Annotated in this window: 15 protein-coding genes; 10 read left to right on the top strand and 5 right to left on the bottom strand. The window is 59.9% G+C overall.

Annotated elements, in window-relative coordinates; all coding sequences use genetic code 11:
* Positions 1 to 5 precede the first annotated feature (5 nt).
* Positions 6 to 1,481 carry an ATP-dependent RNA helicase RhlB gene (gene rhlB / locus J3P82_RS05745; RefSeq protein WP_434561403.1) on the top strand — a complete coding sequence of 492 codons (1,476 nt, stop codon included), beginning with the start codon at positions 6 to 8 and terminating at the stop codon, positions 1,479 to 1,481.
* Positions 1,482 to 1,543: 62 nt separating this feature from the next.
* Here the strand turns inward: rhlB and moaE are convergent, their stop codons facing one another.
* From moaE to J3P82_RS05720, 5 genes are all read right to left on the bottom strand, one after another.
* Entirely contained in the window at positions 1,544 to 1,996 is a 453-nt protein-coding gene (moaE, locus tag J3P82_RS05740) for a molybdopterin synthase catalytic subunit MoaE (protein WP_434561401.1), read from the bottom strand.
* A 3-nt stretch (positions 1,997 to 1,999) separates the two neighbouring features.
* Entirely contained in the window at positions 2,000 to 2,242 is a 243-nt protein-coding gene (locus J3P82_RS05735; protein WP_434561399.1) for a MoaD family protein, read from the bottom strand.
* Entirely contained in the window at positions 2,239 to 2,712 is a 474-nt protein-coding gene (gene moaC, locus J3P82_RS05730) for a cyclic pyranopterin monophosphate synthase MoaC (protein ID WP_434561397.1), read from the bottom strand. The genes J3P82_RS05735 and moaC overlap by 4 nt, the downstream gene beginning before the upstream one ends.
* A 171-nt stretch (positions 2,713 to 2,883) precedes the next feature.
* Complete coding sequence (locus tag J3P82_RS05725; protein ID WP_072408927.1) at positions 2,884 to 4,278, bottom strand: PhoH family protein; 1,395 nt, start codon at positions 4,276 to 4,278, stop codon at positions 2,884 to 2,886.
* Between the two features lie 336 nt (positions 4,279 to 4,614).
* On the bottom strand, positions 4,615 to 5,739 hold the full coding sequence (locus J3P82_RS05720) for a polysaccharide deacetylase family protein (protein ID WP_434563722.1): 1,125 nt from the start codon (positions 5,737 to 5,739) through the stop codon (positions 4,615 to 4,617).
* 173 nt (positions 5,740 to 5,912) lie between these two features.
* Between J3P82_RS05720 and yaaA the strand changes: the two genes are divergently transcribed.
* The 9 genes from yaaA to J3P82_RS05675 all read left to right on the top strand — a co-directional run bounded on the left by yaaA (position 5,913) and on the right by J3P82_RS05675 (position 18,832).
* Positions 5,913 to 6,692 (top strand): peroxide stress protein YaaA, encoded by a 780-nt coding sequence (yaaA, locus tag J3P82_RS05715; RefSeq protein ID WP_434561395.1) that lies wholly within the window; start codon positions 5,913 to 5,915, stop codon positions 6,690 to 6,692.
* Positions 6,693 to 7,501: 809 nt separating this feature from the next.
* A complete protein-coding gene (locus J3P82_RS05710; protein ID WP_186610962.1) occupies positions 7,502 to 8,818 on the top strand; it encodes a nucleotide sugar dehydrogenase in 1,317 nt (438 codons plus the stop codon).
* A 109-nt stretch (positions 8,819 to 8,927) separates the two neighbouring features.
* Positions 8,928 to 10,409, top strand: a complete 1,482-nt coding sequence (alg8, locus tag J3P82_RS05705; protein ID WP_434561393.1) for a mannuronan synthase — start codon at positions 8,928 to 8,930, stop codon at positions 10,407 to 10,409.
* A gap of 35 nt (positions 10,410 to 10,444) precedes the next feature.
* Positions 10,445 to 11,614, top strand: a complete 1,170-nt coding sequence (locus tag J3P82_RS05700; protein WP_434561391.1) for an HlyD family efflux transporter periplasmic adaptor subunit — start codon at positions 10,445 to 10,447, stop codon at positions 11,612 to 11,614.
* Between the two features lie 15 nt (positions 11,615 to 11,629).
* Positions 11,630 to 13,114 carry an alginate biosynthesis TPR repeat lipoprotein AlgK gene (gene algK, locus J3P82_RS05695; protein ID WP_434561389.1) on the top strand — a complete coding sequence of 495 codons (1,485 nt, stop codon included), beginning with the start codon at positions 11,630 to 11,632 and terminating at the stop codon, positions 13,112 to 13,114.
* 5 nt (positions 13,115 to 13,119) lie between these two features.
* Positions 13,120 to 14,604: an alginate export family protein gene (locus J3P82_RS05690; protein ID WP_434563720.1), complete on the top strand. Its 1,485-nt coding sequence runs from the start codon at positions 13,120 to 13,122 to the stop codon at positions 14,602 to 14,604.
* A 26-nt stretch (positions 14,605 to 14,630) separates the two neighbouring features.
* Entirely contained in the window at positions 14,631 to 16,220 is a 1,590-nt protein-coding gene (algG, locus tag J3P82_RS05685; protein ID WP_434561387.1) for a mannuronan 5-epimerase AlgG, read from the top strand.
* A gap of 12 nt (positions 16,221 to 16,232) precedes the next feature.
* Positions 16,233 to 17,684, top strand: coding sequence for an alginate O-acetyltransferase (locus J3P82_RS05680; protein WP_434561385.1), 1,452 nt, complete (start codon positions 16,233 to 16,235; stop codon positions 17,682 to 17,684).
* Between the two features lie 11 nt (positions 17,685 to 17,695).
* A complete protein-coding gene (locus J3P82_RS05675; protein ID WP_434561383.1) occupies positions 17,696 to 18,832 on the top strand; it encodes a mannuronate-specific alginate lyase in 1,137 nt (378 codons plus the stop codon).
* Positions 18,833 to 18,906: the final 74 nt, after the last annotated feature.

The raw sequence follows: 18,906 nt of genomic DNA, 5'->3' as shown, positions 1-18,906 counted from the left end.
ATGAGATGACCGTGCTCAAAGCACTCAAGAAGATGTTCGGTAAAAGCGAGGCCGAGCAGCTCGCGCCTGGCACCAGCACGCCGGTCCACGGCCCGAGCCGTACCGAAGCACCCCAGCAGCCGCGCCGCGCCGCGCCGGTTGTCAGCGATAAAAAAGCGCCGGCGCCCGCTGCCGCAACCGAGCCAGACGTTTCCCCGGCACCGGAACGGCCACCCGAAGCCGCCAAGCCACGCCGCGAACGCGCACCGAAACCGCCGGTTGTCGCCTGGAAGCTCGAGGATTTCGCCGTAGAGCCCCAGGAAGGCAAGACCCGTTTCCACGACTTCAAACTGGCCCCGGAACTGATGCACGCCATCCAGGACTTGGGTTTCCCGTATTGCACGCCCATCCAGGCGCAGGTGCTGGGTTTTACCCTGGCCGGCAAAGACGCCATCGGTCGCGCCCAGACCGGCACCGGCAAGACTGCCGCGTTCCTGATTTCCATCATCACCCAATTGCTCCAGACCCCGCCGCCCAAGGAACGCTACATGGGCGAACCGCGGGCGCTGATCATCGCGCCGACCCGCGAGCTGGTGGTGCAGATCGCCAAGGACGCCGCCGACCTGACCAAGTACACCGGCCTGAACGTGATGACATTCGTCGGCGGCATGGACTTCGACAAGCAGCTCAAGCACCTCGAAGCGCGCCACTGCGACATCCTCGTTGCAACGCCGGGCCGCCTGCTGGACTTCAACCAGCGCGGCGACGTGCACCTGGACATGGTCGAAGTGATGGTACTGGACGAAGCCGACCGCATGCTCGACATGGGCTTCATCCCGCAAGTGCGCCAGATCATTCGCCAGACCCCACCGAAAGACGAACGCCAGACCCTGCTGTTTTCCGCCACCTTCACTGAAGACGTGATGAACCTGGCCAAGCAGTGGACCACCGACCCGGCCATCGTCGAGATCGAGGCGCTGAACGTCGCCAGCGAAAACGTCGAGCAGCACATCTACGCCGTCGCTGGTGCCGACAAATACAAGCTGCTCTACAACCTGGTCAACGACAACGGTTGGGAGCGGGTGATGGTATTCGCCAACCGCAAGGACGAAGTGCGCCGCATAGAAGAACGCCTGGTGCGCGATGGCGTCAACGCCGCGCAACTGTCGGGCGATGTGCCCCAGCACAAGCGCATCAAGACCCTCGAAGGCTTCCGCGAAGGCAAGATCCGCGTGCTGGTCGCCACCGACGTGGCCGGGCGTGGCATCCACATCGACGGCATCAGCCACGTGATCAACTTCACGCTGCCGGAAGTGCCGGATGATTATGTGCACCGGATTGGCCGTACCGGCCGTGCCGGGGCTGCGGGGGTCTCGATCAGCTTTGCCGGCGAGGATGATTCCTATCAGTTGCCGTCGATCGAGGCGTTGCTGGGGAAAAAGATCAATTGCGAAACCCCGCCGACGCATTTGTTGCGGCCGGTTGAGCGCAAGCACTCCTGATTATTTGAAGTGATGGGTCCGATCAGCGCAGCCGTAACAGCTGCGCTTTTTTTTGCAGTTGCTTATGACTTCCAGCGCTGCGCCGCCGCGTGATCGCTGTCCCGCCCTTCAACCCAGCGCGGGCCGTCGGCGGTGTTTTCCTTTTTCCAGAATGGAGCGCGAGTCTTGAGGTAGTCCATGACAAAGGCGCAGGCGTCGAACGCCGCCTGGCGATGGGCACTGGCCGCCGCGACGAAGACAATCGGCTCGCCCGGCTCCAGGGCACCGATACGGTGCAGCACCTCCAGCTTGAGCAACGGCCAGCGCTGCTCGGCCTCGGCGGCGATCTTGCCTAGGGCTTTTTCGGTCATGCCCGGATAATGCTCCAGGAACATGCCAGACACATCCAGTCCGTCATTGAAGTCACGCACGTAGCCGACAAAACTCACGACCGCCCCGACGCCGACGTTGGCCGCGTGCATCGCGTTGACTTCGGTTCCCGGGTCGAATGGATCGGCCTGCACACGAATCGCCATGGCTCAGCCTCCGGTCACGGTGGGGAAGAACGCCACTTCGTCACCATCCGCCAGCTGTTCATCAAGCTGGCACAGGTCTTCGTTGCGCGCGCACATGAGGTTCTGCTCCTTCAGCACCTCGACACCGTCACGTTGGGCGAGCAACGCGCGCACATCGTCGACCGTGTCGAAATCGCCTTCAACCTTTAGCGAATCCACACCAAGCGCTTCACGGTAACGGGCGAAGAACTTTACCGTGATGTTCATGACGCATCCGCCTGGAAGTGGCCGCTCTTGCCGCCAAGCTTCTCCAACACCCGCACGCCTTCGATGGTCATGCCCCGGTCCACGGCCTTGCACATGTCATAAATGGTCAACGCGGCGACGCTGGCGGCGGTGAGGGCTTCCATTTCCACGCCGGTCTGCCCCGACAGTTTGCAGCGGGCGACGATGCGCACCCGGTCCTCGCCTTCGGCAATGAGCTCGACCTTGACGCTGGTAAGCATCAGCGGGTGGCAGAGGGGAATCAGGTCGCTGGTTTTCTTGGCCGCCTGGATACCGGCAATACGCGCAACGGCGAACACGTCGCCCTTGGGATGACCGCCGCTGACGATCATCTGCAGCGTGGCGGGCAGCATGCGCACAAAGGCTTCGGCGGTGGCTTCACGGAATGTCACGGCCTTGTCGGTCACGTCGACCATGTTGGCGCGACCTTGGGAATCGAGATGGGTCAGCACAGGGCCTCCTTGAGGCAGCCGCAAGCTACAAGCCACAAGCGGCAAGTAAACAACGCAGTCCAGCTGCGGATTTAAAAGGGGCATTTAAGCAGCCACAAGTGACAAGCTACAAGCGGCAAGTGAGTTCACTCGGTCCGCTTGCAGCTTGCAGCTTAAAACTTGTAGCTGATTTTAGAGATGCGATTCGGCGTATTCGGCCAGGATCGAGCGCGGTACGCCCTGCAGGGTGATATGGACCCCGTTGGGGAAATCCTTGAAACGTTCGGTCAAGTAGGTCAGCCCGGAGCTGGTCGCGGACAGGTAAGGGGTGTCGATCTGCGCCAGGTTACCCAGGCACACCACTTTGGAACCGGCACCGGCACGGGTGATGATGGTTTTCATCTGGTGCGGGGTCAGGTTCTGGCATTCGTCGATCAAGATCAGGCTCTGCTGGAAGCTGCGGCCTCGGATGTAATTGAGGGATTTGAACTGCAACGGCACTTTGCTGAGGATGTAATCGACGCTGCCATGGGTGCTTTCATCATCCATGTGCAAGGCTTCGAGGTTGTCGGTGATGGCGCCCAGCCAAGGCTCCATTTTTTCCGCTTCGGTGCCGGGCAGGAAACCGATTTCCTGATCCAGGCCCTGCACGCTGCGGGTGGCGATAATGCGCCGGTAGCGTTTGCTGACCATGGTCTGCTCAATGGCCGCGGCCAGGGCCAGGATGGTCTTGCCGGAACCGGCGGCACCGGACAGGTTGACCAGGTGAATGTCCGGGTCGAGCAAGGCGAACAAGGCCAGGCTCTGGTAGATGTCACGCGGCTTGAGGCCCCAGGCCTCCTGGTGCAACAAGGGCTCCTGGTGCAGGTCGAGAATCAGCAGCTTGTCGACCTGGATTTCCTTGATCCAGCCGACGAATCCTTGTTCATCGATAATGAATTCATTGATGTGCACTGCTGGCAGATTGTCGATCAGTTGCACCTGGTGCCAGGTGCGACCATGGTCCTGGCGCGTCTCGACCTTGCTCACACGGTCCCAGAACGAGCCGGTCATGGTGTGGTAGCCGTTGGGCAGCAGCGATACATCGTCGACCAGCTGGTCGGTGCTGTAGTCCTCCGCCGCGATTCCGCAGGCACGGGCCTTGAGGCGCATGTTGATGTCTTTGGTCACCAGCACGACGGCTTGATCCTTGTTGCGCGCGTGCAGGTCGATCAGCTGGTTGATGATGATGTTGTCGTTCAGGTGTTCAGGCAGCACCAGGTTGGGTTCGGTGCGTTTGCTCATCAGGATGGAGAGCAAGCCCTTGGGACCACTTTTTCCGCGCTGGATCGGTACCCCGAGTTCAACGTCTTCGGGCGAGGCGTCGCCCAAGGTCTTGTCGATCAGGCGGATCGCCTGCCGGCATTCAGCCGCCACGCTGTGATGCCCGCTCTTGAGCTTGTCCAGCTCTTCAAGCACGGTCATCGGGATGGCAACGTGGTGTTCTTCGAAGTTCAGCAGCGCGTTTGGATCGTGGATCAATACGTTGGTATCGAGTACATACAGGATTGGCTGGTTGGAGGAAGGGCTACGTCCGTGGTCATCCATACTCGGTCACCTTTGTGGGGGCCATTCGACGCAATACCGTGACAGTGCTGCGCCTCGAGGTAGCCACCGAATTCACCCGCGAGGATTTCGGGTGAACTGCACACAATCTGGGTCTTGGAAGACGCCACCTGTGTTGCAGGTTTCGGCGGTCTGACTTCTTGATACTCCAAAACCCATGACAGGAAAAAGTACTTTGACGCTTTTTTGAAGTTTATTTTTCAGAGTGACGAATAACCCTTGGCGTACCGCCGTCGCGCCGTTAAAGTCGGAAGTCGGGTCGCCCCGAATGCACGACACAATTCCCTCCTCGCCCAACGTTTACGGGGCTTTTGCTCTTCAGCGAAACGCGTCCTGGCAATCCTCCCAACCGATCCCACTTTGCGCCGTTTGCGCAATGAGCCAGGGCATCGCCGTTTTGACCGTGTCCTGCTTGGCGTTGAAATTGATGACGCCGTGGCGCCATAGCAACATCAGGGTCAGCACGCGCTGGGCACTTTGCTCGGGCTTGAGGCGGTTGGTGCCGTCCTGGGGATCGATATCCCATAGCGCCACTTGCAGGCCCTGGGTCCTGAAGAAGGACTGGGCATCGCCTCGGCGCTGGCCTTGGGGCGGGCGGAACAGCGGCACGTAATTCTCGGGCAGCTTGCCCTTGACCAGATCGACGCTGCGCCGCACCGAGTCCTGCCAATCCTGCCAATAGCTGTGGGAGCGGAACTCCCAGCCCTGCACCCCGACGCATTGCCCGGAATACAGCGCCTGGAGATCATTGACCGAGCGATCCACGAGCCGCGCCTGGAAGTCCTTGCCCAGCACAAAGAACGTGCCGTTGATATTCGACTTGCGCAGATACTCGGTCAGCCACGGTGTATTGTCCGGCGCGACGTTGGCGCCGCTGTCAAAGGTCAGCAAGAACAGTCGGTCGTTCATCGCCTCGCCGTTGCGTTCGTAATCGCCGAAACGCTCGATTTCGCTGCTGACCTGGGGAAAAAGTGCCGCCTTGCGCAGCAGCTCGTCCCGATATTGCGTATGGAAGATCCGGCTCGGCCCGGCCCACTTGATGTAATAGGAATTGTCATCGAGCTGGAACCTGCCCGCTTCTTCACGCAGGGTCGCCATGTCTTCGACCAGGTAACAAAACGACGCGTCCAATCCGCAACTGCGCTGGGCAAAGTTGTAGCTGGACAGCAGCCGCTGCCACAGCCGTGCCCGCAGGGCGTTGACCGCTTGCATGTTCACCGTGCGTAGCCCCAGGTACTGCTTGAGGGCTATTTCGTCCATGGCATCGACGTCCAGCAACACCCGGGCAAACATCAGGACCTCGGCCCGCGAGGCCACATCGAACAAGGTCGGGCTGGTGAGCTGCTCAGGCCAGGCGCTGCGGTCCAGGGTGGCGACGTCGTTGGGCGCGGCGATGACGCCGAGGCTCAGCAACCAGGCCGATAGAAGAAGAGCGATGCGCAAAAGGTATGTCTCCATAACGAAACCCGCGCGGGATGATAGCTGATCCAGAAGCAGTACCCATTGGCAAACTGGCACCGACCACCACCATCACCACCGATCCCCTATTGCCCCAATAGCTGGAGTCCACCCAAACAACCCCCTAGAATCGCCGCACCCTTAAAGGAGACGTTTGCATGCTGATGGTGATTTCCCCCGCCAAGACCCTCGATTTCGAAACACCACCGGCCATCGAGCGCTTTACCCTGCCGCAATACCTGGATCACTCCCAGGAACTGGTCGAGCAGTTGCGAGAACTGTCACCGGCCCAGATCAGCGAGCTGATGCACGTTTCCGACAAGATCGGCGGCCTCAATGCCGCGCGGTTCGGCAGCTGGAATCCGGCGTTTACGCCAGACAATGCCAAACAAGCCCTGCTGGCCTTCAAGGGGGATGTCTACACCGGTCTCGACGCACAAAGCCTTGGCGAAGCCGATTTCGATTACGCCCAGCAACACTTGCGCATGCTTTCGGGCCTGTATGGCCTGTTGCGCCCGCTGGACTTGATGCAACCCTATCGCCTGGAAATGGGCACGAAGCTGGCCAACGCCCGAGGCAAGGATCTTTATGCATTCTGGGGCACCCGTATCAGCGAGTGGCTGAACGAAGCCCTGGCCGACCAGGGCGACGACGTATTATTGAACCTGGCGTCCAATGAATACTTCTCGGCGGTCAAGCGCAGTGCACTGAACGCACGCGTCATCGATACCGAATTCAAGGACCTCAAGAACGGCCAGTATAAAATCATCAGCTTCTACGCAAAAAAAGCCCGAGGCTTGATGAGCCGATTTGTCATAGAGCAACGCATCAATGACCCGGCACAACTCCGACACTTCGATGTCCACGGCTATCGCTACAATGCCGAACAGTCCTCAGCCAATAAAATGGTCTTTCTGCGCGACAGCGCCCCGCAATAACGCAACGTCTCTTTCAGGCCTCGATAAGGGGCCTCGATTGAAGCTGTATGTGTCATCCCACTTCCCCGCCCAACTTGACACTTTCTTGGCGTCAACAAAACAAACACCCCCTGCGCTAACTTTTGTTTCACTCGACAAATGTCAGATTTTTCCGTAGTGGCACAAAAATTTTTGATCCGTAGTGGCACAAAACTATCGACCCCCTTTAAACGCCCGTAACTAAAGGGCCAAACCATCAGTGCTATCAGTATGAGGGCAGTGCCATCTAGGCAAATATTTCGAAAAATTTCGAAAATGGCGATGAGCGGATCGGAACTATGTGAAATTGCACGGCTCATACCACCCGTAACGATTCTCGCCGAGCGTGTACGAGATAACTTACGCAGCACGTCGTCCAAAGTAACCGAGTTGTCACGACAACTTCGCGAAACGGTCGTCTAATTGGATCCACACTTAAGGGACGGGAGATAACGCACCATTACTATCCCCTACAAGGCCAAGGCTGTGCCCCTATTAACGTGCTCCCCCGAGCACGCAAGCTTCTGATTTTGTGGGCTTTTTGCCAGAAATCGGAGGTCAACGACCTTTTGCACGGACGTCCCGACAACGAGGACTGGCTGCATAACAGGGCAGGTCATAACAACTAGGCCGCTTTGCGCACAACTTGAGTGCAATTATTTAGACACTCGGAACTTAGTATGCCTGCACACGGCATTGTGGCGCCTGCATTCCACACTTCCGAGTGCTCGATGACCGCTGAACACTATTAACTCCGGCCATTTAATGGCGTGAAAACAGAGGTAAATGCGATGCGCATTAGCATATTTGGTTTGGGTTACGTCGGTGCAGTATGTGCCGGTTGCCTGTCTGCACGGGGCCATGATGTAGTTGGCGTAGATGTCGCCAAAGACAAAATCGACATGATCAACGCCGGTAAATCTCCGATCGTTGAACCGGGTCTTGGCGAGCTGTTGGCGCAAGGCATTCAAACAGGTCGCCTGCGCGGTACCACCAACTTCGCCGAAGCCATTCGCGATACTGACCTGTCGATGATTTGTGTCGGTACGCCAAGCAAAAAGAACGGCGACCTGGAACTCAACTACATCGAAGCAGTGTGCCGCGAGATTGGTTTCGTCCTGCGTGACAAGACCACCCGCCACACCATCGTGGTTCGCAGCACCGTGCTGCCAGGCACCGTGGCTAATGTGGTCATCCCCATCCTCGAAGACTGCTCCGGCAAGAAAGCCGGCGTCGATTTCGGCGTTGCGGTCAACCCTGAGTTCCTGCGTGAAAGCACCGCGATCAAGGACTACGACCAGCCGCCAATGACTGTCATCGGCGAATTCGACACCGCCTCCGGCGACGTCCTGCAATCGCTGTACGAAGAACTCGACGCACCGATCATCCGCAAGGACATCGCCGTTGCCGAGATGATCAAGTACACCTGCAACGTCTGGCACGCCACCAAGGTGACCTTCGCCAACGAGATCGGCAACATCGCCAAGGCCGTCGGCGTCGATGGTCGTGTCGTGATGGACGTGGTCTGCCAGGACAAGGCCCTGAACCTGTCCCAGTACTACATGCGCCCCGGCTTCGCTTTCGGCGGCTCGTGCCTGCCAAAAGACGTGCGTGCCCTGACCTACCGCGCAAGCTCCTTGGACGTGGAAGCGCCGCTGCTCAACTCGCTGATGCGCAGCAACGAATCCCAGGTGCAGAACGCCTTCGACATCGTCTCCAGCCACGACAAGCGCAAAGTCGCCCTGCTGGGCCTGAGCTTCAAGGCCGGCACCGACGACCTGCGTGAAAGCCCACTGGTAGAACTGGCGGAAATGCTGATCGGCAAGGGTTTCGACCTGAAGATCTACGACAGCAACGTCGAATACGCACGCGTGCACGGTGCGAACAAGGATTACATCGAGTCGAAGATTCCTCACGTCTCGTCCTTGCTCAATTCCGACTTCGACGCGGTGATCGACAGCTCCGACATCATCATCCTCGGTAACCGCGACGAGAAGTTCCGCGCGCTGACCGAGAACGTACCGGAAGGCAAGCAGGTCATCGACCTGGTTGGTTTCATGTCCAAGGCCACCTCCCCGAGTGGCCGGACCGAAGGTATTTGCTGGTAAAGCAGCCGCAAGCTTCAAGCTGCAAGCCTCAAGCTCAAAGCCCGTTTGCTTGAGCTTGCAGCTTGGAGCTTGCCCCTTGCAGCTTGCCTCTGACTTTAGGATCCCGATTATGCACAGGCTAAAGCACGGCCTGCTTCAGGCCGCCGGTTGGCTGTTTTACTTGAGTTTATTGATGGGCATCGCCACGGCGTTGCCCACGTCCACGTTCGACGCCGAATCGAAGGATTTCATTTTCCTGATCGGCGCCGTGGGCATTTGGCGTTACTCCATGGGAGCAACGCATTTCGTGCGCGGCATGATCTTCCTGTACATCGTCTACCCACACTTGCGCCGCAAGGTACGCAAGCTGGGCAAGGCGGCGGATCCGTCCCACGTGTACCTGATGGTCACCAGCTTTCGGATCGACGCACTGACCACCGCCCAGGTCTACGGCTCGGTGATTCGCGAAGCCATCGACTGCGGGCTGCCGACCACGCTGGTCTGCTCCATCGTCGAGATGTCCGACGAATTGCTGGTCAAGAGCCTCTGGGCCCGCATGAATCCGCCAGAGCGGGTCAAGCTGGACTTCGTGCGCATCCCCGGCACTGGCAAGCGTGACGGCCTCGCCTACGGTTTCCGTGCAATCTCCCGCCACTTGCCGGACGACCGCGCCGTGGTCGCCGTGATCGATGGCGACACCGTGCTCGCCGAAGGCGTGGTACGCAAGACCGTGCCGTGGTTCCAGCTGTTCGGCAACGTCGGTGGCCTGACCACTAACGAATTCTGCGAAGTGCGCGGCGGCTACATCATGAGCGAGTGGCACAAGCTGCGCTTCGCCCAGCGTCACATCAACATGTGCTCCATGGCCCTGTCCAAGCGCGTGCTGACCATGACCGGGCGTATGTCGGTGTTCCGCGCCACCGTGGTTACCAACCCGGACTTCATTGCCGACGTGGAAAGCGACTCGCTGCAACACTGGCGCCTGGGCCGCTTCAAGTTCCTCACCGGCGACGACAAATCGAGCTGGTTCAGCCTGATGCGCCTGGGCTACGACACCTTCTATGTGCCGGATGCGGCGATCAACACCGTCGAGCACCCGCCGGAAAAAAGCTTCATCAAGGCGAGCCGCAAGTTGATGTTTCGCTGGTACGGCAACAACCTGCGGCAAAACTCCCGGGCATTGGGCCTGGGCATGAAACGTCTGGGCCTGTTCACCTCGGTAGTGCTGTTTGATCAGCGCGTATCGATGTGGACCTCGCTGCTGGGCTTGACCGTGGCGATCATCGCCAGCTTCAAGTACGGCACCGCGTTCATCCTGGTGTACCTGCTGTGGATCGGCATCACACGGTTGCTGTTGACCCTATTGCTGTCGTGCTCCGGACACCGGATCGGCCCGGCCTACCCGGCGATTCTCTATTACAACCAGATCGTCGGCGCGCTGGTGAAGATCTACGTGTTCTTCCGCCTCGATCAACAATCCTGGACTCGCCAGCCCACCCACCTGACCCGTGATCTCGCCAGCTTTCAACGTTGGTTCAACACTTGGTCGTCTCGGACCATGACCTTCTCCGCCGGCAGCATCTTTGTCGCCGTGCTGCTGACGATGGTCTGACCGGACTTGAATGAATTAACTAGGAAATCGCCCCTATGAACACCGCCGTGAATGTCAACGTAGTGCATGAATCCGAAGCCCAACGCCAACACGCCCGGGTCAAAATCCCGGCCAAGTTGCGCTTCTTCGGCCCTGACCGTACGCCCATGGAAGTCAAGGTCCTGGACCTGTCCGCCGGTGGGCTGTGCTTCAACGCCGGTCAGTTGCCGCTCAAGGTTGGCGAGACCTACAAGGCTCGCTTGCAGTTCGTGATCGACAACCTTGGCCTGGCCATGGACGTCGAATTGCAGATCCGCTCCTACGACCGCCAGACCGGCCGCGCCGGTTGCCAGTTCCAGAACCTGGAGCCGCGGGACATCTCGACGCTGCGCCACATCATCACCTCGCACCTGGCCGGCGACATCGTCGGCGTCGGCGACGTGCTGGCGACGCTGCAGCGCGACAACTTCACCAAGGCTCGCAAGCAGAAAGATGAAAACGGCGGCATGAGCGCCTTCGGTCGCCTGCGCGCCGTGACCTTCAGCCTGGGGATTTTCATCGTCGGCCTGGCGGCGTTCGGTTTCATCTTCAAGTCGGTATATGGCATGTACTTCGTCAGCCACGCCCAGGCCGGCATCGTCAACGTACCGGGCATGGCGATTACCATGCCGCGCGACGGCACCGTGCAAAGCCTGGTCAAGGCTGACGGCTTGGCGGCCAAGGGCGCCCCGCTGGCGACTTTCAGCACCAGCATGCTCGACGTGCTCAAGGGTCACCTGGACGACAACCAATTGCAGCCAGCCAAGGTCGAGGAACTGTTCGGCAAGCAAATGACCGGCACCCTGACCTCGCCATGCGATTGCATCGTGGCTCAGCAAATGGTTTCCAACGGCCAGTACGCCAGCAAGGGTGACGTGATCTTCCAACTGGTTCCACGTGGCGCCGAAGCCAACGTCGAAGCGCGCTTCTCCTATCGCCAGTTCGGCGACGTGCGCCCAGGCACCCCGGTCAGCTTCCAAGTGGCCGGCGAAGACGCCACCCGCACCGGCAAGATCGTCAGCAGCACCAGCCTGAAAAGCGCCGACCTGTCTTCCGATATCCGTGTGCTGATCCAGCCTGACGAAGCCTTGGACAGCGCGCTGGCCGGCCGTCCGGTGGAAGTCGTCAGCGACCGTGGCCCGAACCTGAACTGGCTGATCGACAAAGCCATGGCCGTTGGTCTTTAAGTCGAGGATATGCCCGTGACCATTATAAAAATCCTTAACACCCCACAGAGCCTGTGGGAGCGAGCATGCTCGCGAAAGGATCAACGCGGTCAGGATGAGATGCCGCAAGCGCGTTCCCAAGTGGGAACCCTGTGTGCCTTGGCATTGGCCGTGAGCCTGGCCGGTTGTGCCGGCCTGCCCGACCAACGCCTGGCCAACGAAGCCCTCAAGCGCGGCGACACGGCATTGGCGCAGCAAAACTATCAGCAGTTGGCAGACCTGGGCTACAGCGAAGCCCAGGTGGGCCTGGCCGATATCCAGGTGGACAGCCGCGACCCCGAGCAGATGAGAAAGGCCGAGGCGACCTACCGCGCCGCTGCCGACATCTCGCCACGGGCCCAGGCTCGCCTGGGTCGCCTGCTGGTGGCCAAGCCCGGTTCCACCGAAGCGGAAAAACATGAAGCCGAAGGTTTGCTGAAAAAGGCCTTCGCCAACGGTGAAGGCAACACCCTGATCCCCCTGGCGATGCTGTACCTGCAATACCCTCACAGCTTCCCGAACGTCAACGCCCAGCAGCAGATCAGCCAATGGCGCAGCGCCGGTTATCCGGAAGCGGGCCTGGCGCAGATCCTGCTCTATCGCACCCAGGGCACTTACGACCAGCACCTGGATGAAGTGGAAAGCGTCTGCAAGGCCGCATTGGCGACCACCGACATCTGCTACGTCGAACTGGCCACGGTCTATCAGAAACGCGGCCAGCCGGAACAGCAGGCTGAACTGATCAAGCAGATGCAGGCCGGTCACGCTCGCGGTGTGGTTTCTGCCCAGCGTGTGGACAGCGTCGCTCGTGTCCTGGCCGATTCGAGCCTGGGCAAGACCGACGAGAAAACCGCCCAGTCGCTGCTCGAAGGCATCGCGCCCGGCTATCCCGCTGCCTGGGTCAGCCTGGCGCAACTGCTTTACGACTTCCCCGAGCTGGGTGATGTCGACAAGATGATGCAGTACCTGGAAAACGGCCGTGCCGCCGACCAGCCGCGTGCCGAAGTGCTGCTGGGCAAGCTGTACTACGAAGGCAAGTGGGTGCCGGCTGACGCCAAAGCCGCCGAGGCACATTTCCAGAAAGCCGCTGGCCGTGAAGTGTCCGCCGACTACTACCTCGGCCAGATCTATCGTCGCGGCTACCTGGGCCAGGTGTACTCGCAAAAAGCCCTGGACCACCTGCTCAAGGCCGCCCGCAACGGTCAGAACAGTGCGGACTATGCCATTGCCCAGTTGTTTTCCCAGGGCAAGGGCACCAAGCCCAACCCGGTCAACGCTTATGTGTTCAGCCAGTTGGCCAAGGCGCAAAACACCCCGCAGGCCATCGAGCTTGCCCAGACCCTCGAAGCACAATTACCGCCGGAACAACTTGCACAAGCGCAACGCCTGCTACAACAAGAGCAGGCCATTCGCGGCGCAATGAGCCCCGATACGCTGGAACTGCAAGCCCTAAAAGAAGATGACGGCGAGGAACCTCTATGAAGCTTTTGAAGCTCAATCCTTTTGTGCAGGCCGGTATTGGCCTGTCGTTTGCCCTGCTGTGGTCCTGCCCAACCCTGGCGGCCCTGACCGACAGCAAGAATTTTGGCCTGGAAGTGAAGATCACCGGCCAGTCCGAAGATGACCGCGACCTCGGCACCCAACGCGGTGGCGACGTCAACGGCGTCGGCCTGGACCTGCGTCCATGGGTCTATGGGGAAAGCGGCGCCTGGAGCGCCTACGCCATGGCCCAGGCCGTGGCATCCACCGACATCATCGAGACCGACACCCTGCAGCAGTCGGACGACGCGACCCAGCAAACCGACAGCGGCGACCGCGAGGCCAAGAAAAACTACCTGGCCATGCGCGAATTCTGGATTGGCTACCGGGGCCTGACCCCTTATCCGGGCGAGCAACTGAAATTCGGTCGCCAGCGCCTGCGCAACGACGACGGCCAATGGCGCGACACCAACATCGAAGCGCTGAACTGGACCTTCGACACCACGCTGCTGCGCGCCAACCTGGGCGTCGCCGAGCGGTTCAGCGAATACCGCACCGACCTCAAGGAGCTGTCGCCCCAGGACAAGGATCGCATGCACGTCTACGGTGACGTCGGCTATCAGTGGATGCCTGGCCAGTGGGCGGGTATCCGTGCCCACCATTCCCATGACAGCGGCAGCCTCGATTACCCGACCCCGGGCGAAGCCACCGACACCCTGGACAAGACCCAGAACGGCGACTTGACCTGGCTCGGCCTGGAAGCCAACAGCGACGCCTACAACTGGCGCAACACCAACACTGTCAATTACTGGGCAAGCCTCACCGGCATGACCGGCGATCGCGACACGGTCAACCCGCTCAACGCCGACGGCACTCGCCCTGCGCAACTCAAGCGCAGTGATGACGTCGACGGCTGGGCCACTGACCTGGGCATCCGCCTGCGCCTCGACCCGCAATGGCAAGTCGGCGCGGCCTATGCCCGTGCCAGCGAGGACTACGAACAGAACGGCCTGCAAAGCAACCGGTCGAACTTCACCGGTACTCGCTCGCGGGTCCACCGTTTCGGCGAAGCCTTCCGAGGCGAAATGGCCAACACCCAGAGTGCCAGCCTGTTCGGTTCCTGGCAGCTGCGCGACGAATACGACGCAAGCCTGGTGTACCACAAGTTTTGGCGCGTGGACGGCAACAAACCGGTGGGCAGTAACGGCATCAATGCCGTGGAAAACAACACCGATGACGTGACCGGCGCCATCCTGTCCACCTCGTCCCTGCCGTTGCGTGATGGCAACAAGGACTTGGGCCAGGAAGTCGATCTGGTCGTCACCAAATACTTCAAGCAAGGCCTGCTGCCGGCCGCGCTGAGTCAATCCATTGATGAGCCGTCGGCGCTGGTGCGCTTTCGTGGCGGCGTATTCAAGCCAGGCGACGCCTACGGCAAAGAGGTCGATTCGTACATGCATCGCGCCTTTGTCGACGTGATCTGGCGCTTCTGATGCGAACGGCCATGGGAGTGCCCGATATGAACCGCTACCTCAGGAACAGCCAGGCGATGAAAGGTTCGATCAGCCTGTTGGCCGCAGCGATGCTGCTGGCCGGCTCGTCGGCGTTCGCCAACGTTGAACCGGTGGTCAAACCGGGCAACGTGGTCAAGGAACTGCAACAAGCCAAGACCTACACCGTCAGCAGCGCGCCAACCGAACCGCTGGAGCTGGCCGCCCCGACCCTGCCCGACCTCTCCGGCTACACCGCCGAAGCGGTCGCCGCAAAGATCGTGCGCAGCAAGCCCGGCAAGGTCAGCGTGCGGCGGATGATGCAGGAAAACGCCTTGAAGGACTTCATCGGCGGCGACAACAAGATGGCCGAGTGGGTGGTGCGTCAGCACGGCATCCCACAGGCCATCTTCCTTGACGACGGTTATATGAATCTCAAGGACCTGGCTAAAAAGGTGCCCAAGTACATCATCGAAACTTCGCCAGGCGTCTACCTGGCGAAGATCCCGATCGTGGTCGGCCAGAAAGGCATCCTCGAAATCGACAAACAGACCCAGGAATTGCGCCTGTCCCAAGAGGGCGGCTCGTTCCTGGTCAACGATGGCCACATGTTCATCCGCGACACCAAGGTCACCGGCTGGCGTGAAAAGGACAACGGTCCCGCCACGTTCCGCTCGGCCAACGAATTCCGGCCGTTCCTGCTGTCCTGGGGCGGCACCGAGACCTACATCGTCAACACCAAGATGGCCAGTTTCGGCTATGCCAACAGTAAGTCGTACGGGGTGAGTATTTCCCAGTACACGCCGAACATGGCCAAGGTCCTCAAGCGCCCGGAGCCGACCGGCTGGATCATCGGTTCCGAGTTCTCGGACATGTGGTACGGCTTCTACTGCTACGAGACCAGCGACTTTGTGATCAAAGGCAGCACGTACAAAGACAACATTGTCTACGGCATCGACCCCCACGACCGTTCCCATCGGCTGATCATCGCCGACAACACCGTCTACGGGACCAAGAAAAAGCACGGGATCATTATTTCCCGTGAGGTGAACGACAGCTTCATTTTCAATAACCGCAGCTACGACAACAAACTCTCCGGCGTGGTGATCGACCGTAACAGCGTGAACAACCTGATCGCCTACAACGAGATCTACAAGAACCACACCGACGGCATCACACTGTACGAAAGTGGTGACAACCTGCTGTGGGGCAACAAAGTGATCAGCAACCGCCGCCACGGCATCCGGATTCGTAACAGCGTGAACATTCGCCTCTACGAAAACCTGTCCATGGCCAACGGCTTGACCGGTCTCTATGGCCACATCAAGGACCTGTCCGATACCGACCGAGACATCAAGCTCGACCCGTTCGACGCCGAAGTGTCGTTGATCGTGGTCGGTGGCGAACTGGCCGGCAACGGCAGCGGTCCGTTGTCCATCGACTCGCCGTTGAGTGTTGAGCTGTACCGCGTGTCCATGCTCGCGCCGACCAAATCCAGCGGCATCAGCTTCACGGGGATCCTGGGCGAGCGCCAGGATGAAATTCTCGACCTGCTGGTGCGCCAGCAGAAAGCCGTGCTGATCGACCCTGTCGAACGCCAGACCGAAATGCGGGACTGAGGAATGACCTTTATGAACCCACAGATGATCAAACTCCTGGGCCTGTCCGCCCTGACTGCCGGCATTCTCGCCGCCGCAAGCGGCGCGCGCGCCGATGAAGTCAAGGCACCGGCCTTTACCGCTGAACCGTGCTGCAATCTCTGCCCTGCCGCCCATGACGCGAAGAACTACACCACGCGCTACCAGCAGAACTTCACCACGCTGGTACAAGCCCAGGGCGACTGGCTGTTCCGTACCCAGGAAGACCTGCGCACCGAATTCAATACCACGCCGGCCGGCTACAAACGCATGCAACAGCTGCACGATGCCTTCAAGAAAAAAGGCGTTGAACTGGTACTCGTCTACCAGCCGACCCGGGGCCTGGTGAACCGCAACAAACTCAACCCGCAGGAAAAGGCCAGCTTCAACTTCGACAAGGCCTTGGCTAACTACAAGACCATGCTTGGCCGCTTTGCCCAGATGGGTTATGTGGTGCCAGACCTGTCGCCGCTGACCAATGAAAACTTGCCCGAAACCCTGCCCGCCCACGACTTTTACTTCCGTGGCGATCAGCACTGGACGCCCTACGGCGCCCAGCGCACGGCAAAAATCGTCGCCGAGAAGATCAAGCAGCTCCCGGCCTTCGCCGACATTCCCAAGCAGGAATTCGAGACCAAGAAGTCCGGCCGCATGGGCAAGACCGGCACCCTGCACAACATGGCCGGGCAGCTGTGCGGCACCAGCTACGCGATCCAGTACATGGACCAGTTCACCACCGAGCCCAAGGGCGAGGCTGGCGACGGAGACCTGTTCGGCGACTCCGGCGATCCGCAGATCACCCTGGTGGGCACCAGCCACAGCGGCAAGAACTACAACTTCGCCGGTTTCCTGCAGGAATCCATCGGCGCCGACATCCTCAACGTGGCCTTCCCAGGCGGCGGTTTCGAGGGCGCGATGATCCAGTACCTGGGCAGCGAAGAGTTCCAGAAGAACCCGCCGAAAATCCTCATCTGGGAATTCTCGCCGCTGTATCGCCTCGACCAGGAAACCATCTACCGCCAGATGATGGCGTTGCTGGACAACAACGGTTGCGAAGGCAAGCCGGCGCTGATGAGCAGCAAGGCCAAGCTCAAGCCGGGCAAAAACGAATTGATGGTCAACAGCAAGAATATGGACCTGCGTAACGGCAGCCACCAGATCGACATCCGCTTCGCCGACACGTCGGTGAAAACCTTGCAAGCCACCCTCTGGTACATGAATGGGCGCCACGAGGACATCAAGATCGAAAAACCGAACACCTCCGAAACCGACGGACGTTTCGCCTTCCAATTGCGCACCGACGAAGACTGGGCTTCGCAAAACCTGCTGGCTCTCGAAGTCCAGGGTCCTGAAGCCGGTAAAGAGCCGCTGCAAGTCGAAGCGAAAGTCTGCAAACGCAACGCATCTTCGCAAGCCGAGCAACAAACGGCTCAAATCGGACAATGAGGTCTCGTCTCATGACTAGAACCATGCGCACCCGAACGCTGAAAACGCTGCTGGCGCCGTCGCTGCTGGCCTTGGCGATGTTCGCCGGGGCCACGCAGGCCTCGGCCCCGCTGCGTCCGCCGCAGGGCTACTTCGCACCGATCGAAAAGGTCAAGGAAGGTAATGGCGGCCAAAGTTGCGATGCCGTGCCGACGCCGTATACCGGCTCGCTGCAGTTTCGCAGCAAGTACGAGGGCTCCGACAAGGCTCGCTCGACACTGAACGTGCAGTCGGAAAAAGCTTTCCGTGACAGCACCGCCGACATCACCAAGATCGAGCGCGGCATCAGCAAGCAAGTCATGCAGTTCATGCGCGACGGTCGCCCCGAGCAACTGGAATGCACGCTGAATTGGCTGACCGCCTGGGCCCAGGCCGATGCGTTGATGTCCAAGGACTTCAACCACACCGGCAAGTCCATGCGCAAATGGGCCTTGGGCAGCATGGCTTCGGCCTACGTGCGCCTGAAGTTCTCCGAGTCGCGCCCGCTGGCCAACCGTCAAGAGCAAGCGCAATTGATCGAAGGCTGGTTCAGCAAAATGGCCGACCAAGTCGTCAGCGACTGGGACAACCTGCCGTTGGAAAAAACCAACAACCACTCGTACTGGGCCGCCTGGTCGGTAATGGCCACCTCCGTGGCGACCAACCGTCGCGACCTGTTCGACTGGGCCGTCAAGGAATACAAGGTAGGCGTCAACCAGGTCGACGCCGAAGGCTTCTTGCCCAATGAGCTCAAGCGCAAGCAACGGGCCCTGTCCTACCACAACTATGCCCTGCCGCCACTGGCGATGATCGCCAGTTTCGCCCAGGTCAATGGCGTGGACCTGCGCCAGGAAAACAACGGTGCCCTCAAGCGCTTGGGTGACCGCGTGCTGGCCGGCGTCGAGGACCCGGATATCTTCGAAGAGAAGAATGGCGAAGAGCAGGACATGAAAGACCTGAAGATCGATTCGAAATTTGCCTGGCTCGAACCGTTCTGCAGCCTCTACACCTGCTCCGAAGACGTGCTGGAACGCAAGCATGAAATGCAGCCGTTCAAGACCTTTCGACTCGGCGGCGACTTGACCCGGGTGTATGACCCTTCGCGGGAAAAAGGCGAGAAAGGAAGCTGATGCTCGCCACGGGTAAGTAAGTGTTCGAAATGCAATGCCCCCCCGGTTTCAATGGGGGGGTTTGGGGGGGCTCT

The organism is Pseudomonas sp. Z4-20 (genome assembly GCF_051131955.1).
GTDB lineage: Bacteria > Pseudomonadota > Gammaproteobacteria > Pseudomonadales > Pseudomonadaceae > Aquipseudomonas > Aquipseudomonas marvdashtae.
Note: the sequence above shows the minus strand (reverse complement) of the source record. Positions and strands in the feature narration are given on the sequence as shown.